The organism is Streptomyces sp. NPDC096136 (assembly GCF_044763325.1).
GTDB lineage: Bacteria > Actinomycetota > Actinomycetes > Streptomycetales > Streptomycetaceae > Streptomyces.
This window is the reverse complement of sequence record NZ_JBIWFZ010000018.1, coordinates 88,554-102,021: the sequence shown is the minus strand read 5'-3', so window position 1 is coordinate 102,021 and position 13,468 is coordinate 88,554. Positions and strand designations below refer to the sequence as shown.

Below are 13,468 nucleotides of genomic sequence, written 5' to 3'. Positions count from 1 at the left end.
CCGGCGCCCGGCAGCCCCCGCCCCGGGCCGCCCCGCCACCGCCACGGCGGCCCCCGCCGCCCCCGACCCGGCCCGCCCGTCCCCGCCGATCCCGGCCCCGGCGGCGGCCCCCGCCCCCGTCACCGCACCGCCCCCCGCGCCCGACCCCGCCCCCGTACCCGCACCGCCCGCCGCCCCCGACCCCGGAACCGCCCCGCGGGGGAGCCGGCGTGCGCCGCGGGCCCTCTGGGCCCTGCCTCCCGTCGCCCTGCTCGGGCTGGTGTTCCTCTACCCGCTCGCCCTGGTCGTCCAGCAGTCCCTCACCCCCGACGACGGCGGCGGCGCCCTCGACGCCTACTCCGCCGTCTTCGCCTCCCACGCCTTCCGCGAAGCCCTCGGCACCACCGTCTGGCTGGCCCTCGCCGCCACCGCCGGCTGCCTCCTCCTCGGCTTCACCCTGGCGCTGGTCATCGCCTTCGTCCCCTTCCCCGGAGCCAAGGCCGTCGCCAAGTTCATCGACGTCTTCCTCTCCTTCCCCTCCTTCCTCATCACCCTCGCCCTCCTCTTCATCTACGGAACCGTCGGCCTGGCCAACGGCCTCTGGACCGAGACCCTCGGCGGCGCCGAAGGCCCGTTCCACTTCCTCACCACCCCCTGGGGCGTCCTCCTCGCGGAGATCACGTACTTCACCCCCTTCGTGATGCGCCCGCTGCTCGCCGCCTTCTCCCAGCTGGAGACCGCCCAGCTGGAGGTGGCCGCCGGCCTCGGCGCCCGCCCCGCCCGGATCGTCCGGCAGGTGATCCTCCCCGAGGCCCTCCCCGCCCTCGCGGCGGGCGGCAGCCTCGTCCTGGTCATGTGCCTCAACGAGTTCGGGATCGTCCTCTTCACCGGCGCCAAGGGCGTCACGACCCTGCCGATGCTCGTCTACGGCAAGGCGATCCTCGAATCCGACTACCCGGCCGCCTGCGTGGTCGCCGTCGTCAACATCGCCATATCCATCGGCCTGTTCGGCCTCTACCGGGTGGTGGGCAAGCGTGCTGGTGCATAGCAGGGGCGGCCGCTGGGCCGCCTGGACCCTGTTCGGGATCCTCTTCGTCCCCCTCTTCGCCCTTCCCCTCCTCGTGGTCGTGGCCGCCTCCTTCGCCACCCACTGGTCCGGCGCCTTCCCCTCCGGCCCGACCACCGCGAACTACGCCTCCGCCGTCCAGGGGGAGTCGCTCCAGGCCCTGACCACCTCCCTGGTCACCGCCCTGGCCGCCAGCCTCCTCGCGCTCACCGCCGGCACCTGGGCCGCCCTGGCCGCCGCCGCGCTCGGCCGGCGCGGCAAGCGAGTCCTCCACGCGCTGTTCATGCTGCCGGTCGCCGTGCCGTCCGTGGTCGTCGGCCTCGCCGTCCTCGTCGCGTTCAGCAAGCCCCCGCTGCTGCTCAACGGCACCAGCACGATCGTGGTCCTGGCGCACACGATTCTTGTCACGGCGTTCGCCTTCCAGTCGGTCTCGGCCGCCATGGTGCGTCTCGACCCCGCGTACGAGCAGGCGGCCGCCTCCCTGGGCGCCCGTCCCGCGTACGTGCTGTGGCGGGTCAAGCTCCCCCTCCTGCTGCCGTCCCTCACCGCGGCCGCCGGACTCTGCTTCGCCCTCTCCATGGGCGAGCTGAGCGCCACGATGATGCTCTACCCGCCGGACTGGACGCCCCTCCCGGTCCGGATCTTCACCGCCACCGACCGCGGTTCGCTCTTCGGCGGATCCGCCGTCGCCGTCGTACTGATGGCCACCACCCTGCTGGTCCTCCTGGCCGTCTCCCGCGTCCGCACCAGGGCCTCCTACCGCTGACACCCCCCCCGCACACCCCCGCCCCGCCCCTTCCCCCATAAGGAACCCCCGTGTCCAGAGCCCTCCTGCTCCGCACCGCCACCGCCCTCACCACCGGCCTCGCGCTCGCCACCACCCTCACCGCCTGCGGCGGCGGCTCCTCCTCCGCCTCCGCCGGTTCCGACTCCGCGGGCGGCGGCGGGAAGACCGTCACCGTCTACAGCGCCGACGGCCTCAAGAGCGACAAGGGCGACGGCTGGTACGACAAGGTCTTCGCCGACTTCACCAAGAAGACCGGCATCGAGGTCAAGTACGTCGAGGGCGGCTCCGGCGAGATGGTCCAGCGCGCCGTCCGCGAGAAGACCAACACCCAGGCCGACGTGCTGGTCACCCTGCCGCCCTTCATCCAGCAGGCCGACGGCAAGGGCCTGCTCCAGGCCTACGCCCCCCAGGGCTCCGACAAGGTCAACGGCGCCGACAAGTCCGCCGACTCCAAGTGGACCTCCGTCGTCAACAACTACTTCGGCTTCGTCTACAACAAGAAGGAGCTGACCTCCGCCCCCAGGACCTGGGAGGAGCTCCTCGACGCCAAGTACAAGGGCAAGCTCCAGTACTCCACCCCCGGCGTCGCCGGCGACGGAACGGCCGTCCTCGTCAAGTCGATGCACGACTTCGGCGGCAAGGACCAGGCGATGGAGTACCTCAAGAAGCTCCAGGCCAACAATGTCGGCCCGTCGTCCTCCACCAGCAAGCTCGCGCCGAAGACCGACAAGGGCGAGCTGCTCGTCGCCAACGGCGACGTCCAGATGAACTTCGCCCAGTCCAAGTCCATGCCGAACCTCGGCATCTGGTTCCCCGCCAAGGACGGCGGCAAGCCCACCACCTTCGCCCTCCCGTACGCGGCCGGCCTGGTCGCCAAGGCCCCGCACACCGAGAACGGCAAGAAGCTCCTCGACTACCTGCTCGGCGAGGACGCCCAGAAGCTGGTCAGCGAGGTCGGCGGCGGCTTCCCCGCCCGCACGGACGTCAAGCCCACCGACGCCAACGCCATCGAACTCACCAAGCTGATGGGCGGCGTCGAGGTCTTCGAGCCGGACTGGGCCGACATCGACAAGAACCTCACGGGCTACGTCGACGCGTGGAAGTCCGCGACCGGCAGCTGAGCCTTAACCTCCCGGCCACCCCCGCCGGGAACCATATCGAACAGATAACGGGTCTGGACCGAGGCTGTACCTCGGTCCGGACCCGCCGCATGCGCGCCCGTCCACGCGCTGCGGCGCCCGCACGCGCACACACGCCACACACACCCAGCTGCTCCTGGAGGAGTACGTGTCCCCTGTCCTGCGCGGACGCACCCTCGCCGTGACCGCCACCGCCACGGCCCTGCTCGCCACCACCCTCGGCCTCACCGCCACGGCCACCGCCGCCACCGGCGACCCCAGGGCCGCGGCGGAAGCGGCGGCCAGGGCCGCCGCGGCCGCCCCTCCGGCCGCCGCCGGCTCCACCGACAAGGTCCTCGTCATCGGCCTCGACGGCGTGGTCCTCGACCGGGTCAAGGCCGCCAACGCCCCCAATTTGAAGGGCCTGATGGCCGAGGGCCTCACCGCCCGCAGCACCCTCTACGCGAGCCCCATGGCCGCCACCTCCTCCGGCCCCGGCTGGTCCACCATCGCCACCGGCGTCTGGCCCGACCAGCACGGCGTGAAGGACAACTCCTTCACCGGCAAGAACTACGCCGCCCACCCGGACTTCCTCACCCGCGCCGAGAACGCCGAGCCGGCCCTCAACACCTACGCGGCCGCCGACTGGGAGCCCATCACCTCCACCGACGCCGGCGGCCCGATCTTCTCCGCCAAGGTCGACAAGCGCCTCTCCCTCAAGGGCGACCGCGACGGCTACGGCAGCGAGGACCCGAAGATCGCCACGGCCGCCTCCGCCGAGCTGCGCGACGGCAACCCCGACGCCTCCTTCGTCTACTTCGGCCAGGTCGACGGCGCCGGCCACTCCTACGGCGCCGCCAGCCAGCAGTACCTCGACGCCATCGCCCGCGTCGACACCCTCGTCGGCCAGGTCCTCACCGCCGTCAAGGCCCGCCCCTCCTACGCACAGGAGAACTGGAAGATCCTGGTCACCACCGACCACGGCCACACCGACGCCGGCGGCCACGGCGGCTCCACCCTCCAGGAGCGCGGCACGTTCGTCATCGCCAAGGGCGCCGGGATCCCCGCCGGTTCGGTACGCGACGACGTCAAGCTCGTCGACGTCGCCGCCACCGCCCTCGCCCAGGTCGGCGTCCCCACCACCGGACTGGACGGCGTCCCCCTCGACGCCCCCGGCGACGACCCCTTCGACACCCTGCGCCCCGCCCTCCAGGCCCGCGTGGACGAGACCGGCATCCCGGCCGGGACGAAGGGCTTCACGCACGCCCCGCCCGCCGGCTGGTCCGTGGACAACTCGAAGATGGGCACGGGCGGCGTCACCGAGTGGGCCGGATGGGCCTTCGCCACCGACGAGTTCTGGACCCAGGCCCAGCGCGACCAGTGGCGCGAGCTGAACGTCCGCTCCCGTGACGTGTTCGCCGTCGCCGACTCCGACGAGTGGGACGACAAGAGCCACACCGGCACCTTCGACTCCACCCTGATCACCCCCAAGTGGCCCGTCACCGGCGGCTCCACGCGCACCCTGTCCTTCCAGACGCACTACCGCCACGAGGCCGGCCAGACCGCCCAGGTGCTCGTCTCCTACGACGGCGCGCCCCCGGTCGTGGTGAAGACGTACACGGCCGACGCCGTCGCGAAGGCCGAGTCCCTCCCGCTCCAGATCCCGGCGGGCGCCACCGACGTCCGGATCCGCTTCCGCTACAGCGGCACCAACAACTGGTTCTGGACCGTCGACGACGTCCGCCTGGGCTAGGCCGTCCGGGCCGTGGACGTCCCCGGCGTCCACGGCCCGCGCCCGATAGGGTGGTGGTACAGACCACAGACCCACAGGTCAGAGGCCACCAGAGCGGAGAGAAGTCCGTGGCAGAGCGCAAGCCGATCGAATCCTGGCTCACCGACATGGACGGCGTCCTCATCCACGAGGGCACGCCGATCCCCGGCGCCGATGCCTTCATCAAGCGGCTGCGCGAGTCCGGCAAGCCCTTCCTGGTCCTCACCAACAACTCGATCTACACCCCGCGCGACCTGCAGGCCCGGCTCAGCCGCATGGGCCTGGACGTGCCCGTGGACAACATCTGGACCTCGGCCCTCGCCACCGCGAAGTTCCTCGACGACCAGCGCCCGGGCGGCACGGCCTACGTCATCGGCGAGGCGGGCCTGACCACCGCCCTGCACGACATCGGCTACATCCTCACCGACCACCAGCCCGACTACGTGGTCCTGGGCGAGACGCGCACCTACAGCTTCGAGGCCATGACCAAGGCCGTCCGCCTGATCAACGCCGGCGCCCGCTTCATCTGCACCAACCCCGACGAGACCGGCCCCTCCACCGAGGGCCCGCTCCCGGCCACCGGCGCGGTCGCCGCGCTCATCACCAAGGCGACCGGCAAGCAGCCGTACTTCGCCGGCAAGCCCAACCCGCTGATGATGCGCACGGGCCTCAACGCCATCGGCGCCCACTCCGAGACCAGCGCGATGATCGGCGACCGGATGGACACCGACGTGCTGGCCGGCCTGGAGGCGGGCATGCAGACCTTCCTCGTGCTGACCGGGCTGACCACGATCGAGGACACCGAGAAGTTCCCCTACCGCCCCACCAGGACGGTCGACTCCATCGCGGACCTCGTCGGCCTCGTGTAGCCCCCCGTGGGCCGGGCGGGGGACCCGAGGGCGGCGGGCGTTGGGGCGTATGGATGACACGTACGGGCCAAAAGGGCGCCGCTCCGGATGCGGGGCGGCGCGCCGCGCGTGAATCTCCTTGTCGAGGAGGTTCACCATGCGCTGTTCTCTGACCGCTCTCCGTGCCGCGGCGGTGGCCGTGACCCTGGCGGCCTGCACCGCCGTGACCGCCCCCGCCGCCCTGGCGAACGAAGGGGACCGCGGAGGTGTCTCCGTCGAGCCCAACCCGGTCGAACCGGGCGGGCGCGTCAAGGTCCGGGTCCGGGCCTGCGAGGGCGACTGGGCGGTGGCCCGGTCCCCCGTCTTCGACTCCGAGGTCCGGCTGCGCAAGGGCCACGAGGACCCGCGCACCCTCTTCGGCGAGGCCGAGATCCGCTCGCACGCCGACCCCGGCTGGCACGAGGTCCGCGTCAAGTGCGAGGGCCGTGACGAGGGCCTGCGCGGCTCCCTGGAGGTCCGCCACCGCGACCACCGCCCCGAGCCCCACCACTCGCCCGTCTGGCCGGTCCACGCCGGCGGCGGCGCGATGGCCGCCCAGGTCGCGGAGACCACCCGGCTGGCCGCCGCCGCGAAGAAGAGCCACCACGGCGACGGCCCCGGCCTGCCGCAGACCGTCATCGGCGCGGTCCTGGCCGCCGCGGCCACGCTGGCGGTCGCCGGACGCGCCCTGACCCTGCGCCGCCGCCGCAACGGCGGATGAGCGGGCCCCGGCCCGCCGCCGGCGGCCGGCTGGTGACCTTCACCGCCTGGTCGGTGCTGGTGCTCGGCCTCTGGCTGTGGGGCAAGGAGATCACCGGCGTGCCGGCCGGTCCGCCCTCCGCGGGGGCCGGCGGCCGGGCGGCCGGCCCGGGTCTGCCCGCCGCGCGGCCGCCGCTGACCGCGGCGATGCCCGCACGGGTCGACGTACCGTCCCTGGGGGTGCAGGCGCCGGTGATCGCGCGGGGCCTGGACCGCCACGGGGCGGTCGAGCCACCGCCGTACGAGCTCCCCGGCACGGTGGGCTGGTGGGGCGCGGGCCCGGCGCCCGGCGCGGCGGGGGCGGCGCTGATGGTGGGGCACGTGGACACGAAGTCCAAGCCGGCGGTGTTCTTCGGGCTGAGCTCGGTCAAGCCGGGGGAGAAGGTCCGCGTGGCGCGGGCGGACGGGACGGTCGCCGAGTTCACCGTCGAGGACGTGCGGGTCTACGAGCGCGCGGGCTTCGACCCCCACAAGGCGTACGGGCCCCGGATCGAGGGCCGCGCGGAGCTGCGGCTGGTGACCTGCGGCGGGACCTACGACAAGGCGGCCGGGCAGTACTCGGCGAACGTGGTGGTCTCGGCGTACCTGACGGGCGCGGGGACCGGGCGGGGCGCGGCGGCTTAGCCGTCGGCCGGACGACGAAGAAGCCCCCCGCAGCTTTCGCTGCGGGGGGCTTCCCCTGTCTGTGCGCCGCCAGGGACTCGAACCCCGGACCCGCTGATTAAGAGTCAGCTGCTCTAACCAACTGAGCTAGCGGCGCTTGCTGACAGGGAAAACTCTACCCCACTTCCAGTGGTGCTCGTGACCAGCCGCGCCCGCGTTGTCCGATTAACCCATGTTTGAGGGGTTTGTCGTGCACGATATGTCTGGGCCGGGCCGCTTCTGACGCTCCGTCGGATACGGGCCGGGCCCTGACCGACGCCGAGCAGGAGCGATCGGGCCGCTCAGGACCGATCAGGGGAGTGGACGGAACCGCATGACGACGCAGCCTCCGGTGCACGGACCGACGCCGACGCCGATGCCGATGCCTGTCTTCGAGGAGTACGAGCCCGTCGGCGACTGCGTGTGCCCCGGGTGCGCGCAGCGGCGCCGGACCCTCGCCCGCGGGCGGGCCATAGCGCTGCGCGACGCCGGGCTCCCGGCCGTGCGGGGGGCCCGCAGGGCACTGGTGCTGGCCACGGCGGCCGGGGTGGTCCTGGGCGGCGGCGGTCCGGCGGCCGCGCTGGCGGACCACCCGGCCCCGGCGCGACCGCGCCCGTCGGAGCCGGCACCCCTCCCGGGCCGGGCGACCGCCCCCGAGCCCACGGGCGACGCCCCGCCCGGGGCCTCCCCCGGGCACGGCGAGGCACCGCACGCGGCCGGCGCCGGCCGCGCGGGCCGCCGCGGCCCCGGCACCGGCACGCCGCCCGCGGCAGGCCCCGGGCGCGAGGCAGGTCCTGGGCGCGCACCCGGTTCCGGGCGTGGCGCCGGCGCTCCGCACGCGGTCGGCGCCCCGCGCCCTCCGCACGCGGCCGGCGCCCCGCGCACTTCCCCGCACGCGCCCCCGTACGCTCCTGCGCAAGCTCCCGGGAACGCCCCTTCGCAGGCCCCTTCCCACGGCCCTGCGCCGACGTCCGGACCCGGGCCCTCGGGCCGGGACACCCCGGGGAGCCCGCAGGGCGGACGGGCCCCGCTGCACGGCCGCCCGCCCTCCACCGGAGGCCGCCCCCCGACCCACGGACCGGGCCGGCCGGGTGCGCCCTCCCTGGCGCGGCGCATCGACCGGGCCACGATCATCAACCGGGCGAAGCTGTGGCTGGAGGCGCAGGTCCCCTACAGCATGTCCGAGTACTGGACGGACGGATACCGGCAGGACTGCTCGGGATACGTCTCCATGGCCTGGAACCTCGGCACGAACGAGTGGACCGGCAGCCTCGACACCTTCGCCACGAAGATCACCAAGGACGAGCTCCTGCCCGGGGACATGCTGCTCTTCCACAACCCGGCCGACCCCAACAAGGGCTCGCACGTGGTCCTCTTCGGCGGCTGGGTCGACGAGACGCACACGCACTACACCGCCTACGAGCAGACCCCGCCGGTCACGCGGCGGCTGGCCACGCCGTACGGGTACTGGGAGAACGGCGCCAAGTACGTCCCGTACCGCTTCAACGGGGTGGCCGGCGGGATCCTCCCGGGCGACGCGGTGCCGCCCGCGCAGCAGCCCACGGTCACCTTCCCCGGGGCGGCGAAGTTCGGGCCCGGCGCCGACAACAAGTACGTCGCCGAGCTGGCCCGGATGCTGATCGACCGCGGCGCCCTGCGGTTCTACCCGCACGGGCCGAGCACGAAGTGGAGCGAGGCCGACCGGCAGGCCACGCAGGCGTTCCAGCTGGCGCAGGGCTGGACGGGCGCCGATGCGGACGGCATCCCCGGGGAGCACACCTGGCGGCTGCTGGTCCAGCGGCAGGGCAACGACATCGTGCCCACGAGCCGCACGACGCCCCCGCCGGCCCCGCTTCCCGGCCCCGCAGGGGCTCCCGCCTACCCGGGGCGGGGGGTCTTCCGGCCGGGCGGCTCCCATCCGGCGATCGCGGCGATGGGCCGCCGGCTGGTGCAGAAGGGCTTCGGCAAGTACTACACGTCCGGCCCGGGCCAGGCCTGGACGGAGGCCGACCGCCGCAACGTCGAGGCCTTCCAGCGCGCGCAGGGCTGGCGCGGCGCCATGGCCGACGGCTACCCGGGCCCGGAAACCTGGCGCCGGCTGTTCGCATGACGGAGGCAACGATGCAACCCACCCGCACCACGTCCACGACGGGCACGTTCCACCCCTGCGCGCCCTCCGCCACCCGACCGACCGAACCCGCCGCGACGGCCTCGGGCCCGCCCCCGTCCGCGCAGGCGCCGACGCACCCCGCCCCCGCGCAGCCCCGGCACGAAGCCCCGCCACCCGAGCTCCGCCCCGACGCCCCGACCAGCGAACGGCTGCCGGCGTCGCCTCGGTCCGGGCAGGCGGGGGCGTACCCCGGCGCTCCGGAGTCCGGGTACGGCGGTTCGACCCCTGAGGCCGCGCCAGGTGCCCCGAGCAGCGGGCCTCCGTCGGTGTCGCCTCGGTCCGGGCAGGCGGGGGCGTACCCCGGCACCCCGGAGGTCCGGCTCGATGCCCCGAGCGTGCCGCCCGCGTCCCCGGCCGGGCAGGCCGCGGCGTACCCGGGAGCCCCGTGGGCCCGGTACGGCAGCCTGCCGCCCGCGTCCGGGCCCGATGCCCCGGCCCCCCAGCGGCCCACCCCGCCGGGGACGGCCCCGGCCGGGCAGGACGCCGCCACCCCGGAGTCCCGGGAGGGCGGTCCGACCTCCGAGGCCCGGGCCGGTGCCCCGAGCAGCCCTCAGCGGCCCACCCCGCCGGGACCGCCCCTGGCCGGGCAGGCCACGGCGTACCCCGCCGCCCGGGAGTCCCGGGAGGGCGGTTCGACGTCCGATGCCCTGGCCCCACAGCGGCCCACCCAGCCGGGGACGATCCCGGGGGCCACGGCGTACCCCGCCGCCCGGGAGTCCCGGTACGGCGGTCCGGAGCCCGAGGCCCGGGCCGGTGGCCCCGCCGCGCAGCGGTCGACGCCGCCCACAGCGAGGGAGGTGACGGCCGCGGCCCGTGACACGGAGCCCGGCGCCCTGTCGCCGGTCTCCCGGTTCGACGGCTCCGGCCCCGAGCCGCACCCGGCTCCCGTCCGCACCGAAAGCACCGCGCCACGGGGCCGGACCGGCGGTGCCGCCTCGGCCTGGGCCCCGGATCCGACGCGCGTGGTCCGGGCCGCGGCTCCCGCGTCCGCGTGCCCGACGGGCCCGGGTGCGGAGCCCCGCCCGGCCGGAGCCACCCGCTTCACCTCCGGCCCCGCCGCCCCGGCCCTGACGGCCCGCCCGGAGCCGCAGGCCCCCGCCTCGCCCGGGCACCCGGGCGAGGCGCCGCCCGCACACACCGCCACCCCGGCCGAACCGGTACGGGCGGCTCAGCCCGCCGGTCCGCGCGCGGCGGCCCCCGTGCCGCAGCCGAACCTGCCCGGACACGCCACCGCGGCGCGTGCGGAGACGGCGCTGCCGTCGGCCGGCCCCACCGCGGTGGCTTCGTCCGGGACTCCGGAGCCGTCGATCCAGGCCGGCCACCCCGCGGACACCGATCCCGCCCGACAGCCCGCGGCCGGCCCGCCCCGGCCAGTCCCGGAGGCGACCGCTTCGGCCCGGGCGACCTCGCCCTCGCCGGAGGCGACCGTCCCGGGCCGGGTGACGGGTTCCGTGTCGGAGGCCGCGGCCCGGGACCGGTTGGCCGCTTGCGTGTCGGGGGCGACTGCCCTAGGCCGGGCGACCTTGGCCTCGCCGGAGGTGACTGTCTCGGGCCGGGCGACGGGTTCCGTGCCGGAGGCCGCGGCCAGGGACCGGATGGTCGCTCCTGTGTCGGGGGCGACCGTTTCGGCCCGGGCGCCGCTTCCGACGCCGGAGGCGACTGCCCGCCCGGGGCGGACGCCTGATCCCGTGTCGGGGGCCACCGCCCCGGGCCGGATGGCCGCTCCCGTGCCGGGGGCCACCGCCCCGGGCCAGGCGGACCTTCCCTCGCCGGAGGTGACCGACTCGGCTCGGGCAGCCGTTCCCGGGCCGGACGTTCACGTCGCCGACGTGCTCCGCCTCCCGGCCCCGGCCGGGGCCGCCGCCGGGGAGGCGGGCGCCGATGCCCCGGCCCCGTGCCCCCGGGCCGCCCTCGCGGAGCCGCCCTACCCCGGCGCCCCCGCCTCCCGGGCGGAGCCGGAGTCCGTGGACGGCCCGGGGCGCACCGCGCCGCAGGCCCCGGCCACGTCCACCCCCCGCACCGGACCGCAGGGCGACCCCGCCCTCGCGGAGCCGTCGCAGCCGGCCACCCGCAGGGAGCCCCACCGCTTCGCCCCCGGCGGGCAGCCGCCGCACCCGGACGCCGCCCGCGCGGAGCCGACGCCCCCGGCCGCCCCCGCCCCCCGTACCGCGCCCCCCGCCCACGCCGGGCCGTACGAACGCGACCACACCGCCCGGCCGCCGGAGCCGGGGCGTGCCGGTGGTTCGCGGGGGGAGGTGCCCGCCGCGCGGGAGGCGGCCCCCGTGGGGATTCCGCACCCGCAGGGGTCCGGCGTTCCCGGGCCCGGCGTGGCCGAGATCGTCGCCCAGGCCGTCGCCCGGGGGATCGACGGCAGGGACGGGGTGCGCGGGGACGGCGACGCCGGCCCGCTCGCGCGCCGCGGGCCCGTACGGGGGGCCGCCGTGACGGAGGTTCCGGTGCACCTGCCGTTCCGCCCCCGGCCCGGGGCCCCCGCCCCCGCCCCCGCCCGCCACCCCGCGGAGCGCACGGCGCAGCCCGGGCGGCGGGTGCCCCGGGCGGACGAGCGGCTCCGGGAGCACCGGGGTCCGGTCCTGCCCGGGTGGATCGCCGTGGTCGTCGGCGCGCTCGCCCTCGCCGGCTGCGCGGCCGTGCTGTGGCGGGCCGGGGTGGTCCCCGCCCCCCTGGTGGCCGCCTTCGGGGTGCGGCCCCGCCCCTACCACGGGCTCCGCGCCACCCACTGGCCCCCGCTCGCCTTCCTCGGCGTCGTCACCCTGCTCTCCCTCGGCGGCCTCGGCCGGGCCAGGGCCGGCCACGCCTGGGTGCTCACCCTCTTCGGCAGCTACCGCGGCACCGTCCGCCGTACCGGCCTGACCTGGATCAGCCCGCTCCTGCTGCGCCGCCGCGTGGACGTCCGGCTGCGGCACTGGCGCAGCGAGCCCATGCCCGCCGTGGACTCGGGCGGCCTCGCCCTCCAGGTGGTCGTCCAGGTCGTCTGGCAGGTCCGGGACACCGCCCGCGCCACCCTCGCCGTCGAGGACCACATCGAGTACCTCGCCGAGCAGGTCGAGTCGGCCACGGCCCGGGTCCTGTCCCGGCTCCCGGCCGACGCCTTCCACGACGACGCCCCGACCCTGCGCGACGCCGAGGCCGTCGGCGAGGCGCTGACCCGGGCCCTCGCCGCCGACACCGAGGCCGTCGGCATCGAGGTGTTCTCCGCCCAGCCCACCCGTATCGAGTACGCCCCGGAGGTCGCCGAGGCGATGCGCCGCCGACGGGTCGCGGCGATCGACGCCAAGCACCGGGACACCGTCCTCACCGCCGTCGTCGACGCCGTGGACGACACCGTCCAGCGGCTCACCTCGCGCGGGATCGTCGAGCTCGACGACTACGAGCGCAAGGCCCTGGTGAAGGACCTGACCGTCGCCTTCTACACGGGCAGGTCCGACCAGTAGCCGCCGAAACGGGTGGCCGGTGACGACCGGACCACCCGTTTTCGCATTGGTATAGACATGGCCAACTCCCGTCAATACTGTGGGACTTGGTCTAGACCTAGTACCCCACGCCGGCACCCCTCCCCGCCGAGGGGCCCCGCACCCCTCCCCGGCGCGTCCCCGCGCGCGCACGCCCCGCCAGGCCTCCCCCCCCACACCCAAGGAGCATCATGCGCCCCTTCCGCATACCCGGACGCGCCGCCGGCGCCACCGCGCTCGGCGCCGCCCTCCTCGCCGGCGCGACCCTGTTCGCCGCCCCCACCGCCAGCGGCCACGGCTACACCGACACCCCCATCAGCCGCCAGAAGCTATGCGCCAACAAGACCGTCCCCGACTGCGGCCCGATCCAGTGGGAGCCGCAGAGCGTCGAGGGCTACAAGGGCTTCCCGGCGGCCGGCCCCGCCGACGGCCAGATCTGCTCCGGCGGACACAGTGAGTTCGCCCAGCTCGACGACCCCCGCGGCGGCACCTGGCCCGCGACCCGGGTGAACTCCGGCCAGCCCTTCGACTTCCGCTGGCAGTTCACCGCGAACCACTCCACCACCGACTTCAAGTACTACGTCACCAAGAACGGCTGGGACCCCGCCAAGCCGCTCACCCGGGCCTCCCTCGACCCCCAGCCCTTCCTCGTCGTCCCCTACAACGGCGGGCGCCCGGACATGACCACCATCCACCGCGGCTCCATGCCCGCCGGCAAGTCCGGCCGGCACATGATCCTCGCCGTCTGGACCGTCAACGACACCCCCATGGCGTTCTACGCCTGCTCCGACGTTCAGTTCTGACGAAACGTCAGCTACC

At 75.5% G+C, this 13,468-nt stretch carries 10 protein-coding genes and 1 tRNA gene; 10 read left to right on the top strand and 1 reads right to left on the bottom strand.

From position 1 onward, the window contains the following. Positions 1 to 88 precede the first annotated feature (88 nt). The 7 genes from ACIRBY_RS29455 to ACIRBY_RS29425 all read left to right on the top strand — a co-directional run bounded on the left by ACIRBY_RS29455 (position 89) and on the right by ACIRBY_RS29425 (position 6,991). Positions 89 to 1,027, top strand: a complete 939-nt coding sequence (locus ACIRBY_RS29455; RefSeq protein ID WP_403906280.1) for a 2-aminoethylphosphonate ABC transporter permease subunit — start codon at positions 89 to 91, stop codon at positions 1,025 to 1,027. After that, positions 1,014 to 1,811, top strand: a complete 798-nt coding sequence (locus ACIRBY_RS29450; RefSeq protein ID WP_403906113.1) for an ABC transporter permease — start codon at positions 1,014 to 1,016, stop codon at positions 1,809 to 1,811. Before ACIRBY_RS29455 ends, ACIRBY_RS29450 begins: the two co-directional genes overlap by 14 nt. Positions 1,812 to 1,876: 65 nt before the next feature. After that, entirely contained in the window at positions 1,877 to 2,953 is a 1,077-nt protein-coding gene (locus ACIRBY_RS29445; protein ID WP_403906277.1) for a 2-aminoethylphosphonate ABC transporter substrate-binding protein, read from the top strand. A gap of 166 nt (positions 2,954 to 3,119) precedes the next feature. Further along, positions 3,120 to 4,703 carry an alkaline phosphatase family protein gene (locus ACIRBY_RS29440; RefSeq protein WP_403906111.1) on the top strand — a complete coding sequence of 528 codons (1,584 nt, stop codon included), beginning with the start codon at positions 3,120 to 3,122 and terminating at the stop codon, positions 4,701 to 4,703. 107 nt (positions 4,704 to 4,810) lie between these two features. After that, a complete protein-coding gene (locus ACIRBY_RS29435; RefSeq protein ID WP_403906108.1) occupies positions 4,811 to 5,590 on the top strand; it encodes an HAD-IIA family hydrolase in 780 nt (259 codons plus the stop codon). Between the two features lie 136 nt (positions 5,591 to 5,726). Further along, positions 5,727 to 6,329 (top strand): hypothetical protein, encoded by a 603-nt coding sequence (locus ACIRBY_RS29430; RefSeq protein ID WP_403906106.1) that lies wholly within the window; start codon positions 5,727 to 5,729, stop codon positions 6,327 to 6,329. Then, positions 6,326 to 6,991, top strand: coding sequence for a class F sortase (locus tag ACIRBY_RS29425; RefSeq protein WP_403906103.1), 666 nt, complete (start codon positions 6,326 to 6,328; stop codon positions 6,989 to 6,991). The genes ACIRBY_RS29430 and ACIRBY_RS29425 overlap by 4 nt, the downstream gene beginning before the upstream one ends. Before the next feature lie 62 nt (positions 6,992 to 7,053). Here the strand turns inward: ACIRBY_RS29425 and ACIRBY_RS29420 are convergent. Further along, positions 7,054 to 7,127, bottom strand: a tRNA-Lys gene (locus ACIRBY_RS29420). A gap of 258 nt (positions 7,128 to 7,385) precedes the next feature. On the opposite strand from ACIRBY_RS29420, the gene ACIRBY_RS29415 reads away from it, so the two are divergent. The 3 genes from ACIRBY_RS29415 (at position 7,386) to ACIRBY_RS29405 (ending at position 13,452) form a co-directional block, all read left to right on the top strand. After that, positions 7,386 to 9,119 (top strand): peptidoglycan-binding protein, encoded by a 1,734-nt coding sequence (locus ACIRBY_RS29415; RefSeq protein ID WP_403906101.1) that lies wholly within the window; start codon positions 7,386 to 7,388, stop codon positions 9,117 to 9,119. Between the two features lie 1,889 nt (positions 9,120 to 11,008). Beyond that, positions 11,009 to 12,631 carry an SPFH domain-containing protein gene (locus tag ACIRBY_RS29410; RefSeq protein ID WP_403906098.1) on the top strand — a complete coding sequence of 541 codons (1,623 nt, stop codon included), beginning with the start codon at positions 11,009 to 11,011 and terminating at the stop codon, positions 12,629 to 12,631. A 209-nt stretch (positions 12,632 to 12,840) separates the two neighbouring features. Further along, positions 12,841 to 13,452: a lytic polysaccharide monooxygenase gene (locus ACIRBY_RS29405; protein WP_403906095.1), complete on the top strand. Its 612-nt coding sequence runs from the start codon at positions 12,841 to 12,843 to the stop codon at positions 13,450 to 13,452. Positions 13,453 to 13,468 lie beyond the last annotated feature (16 nt).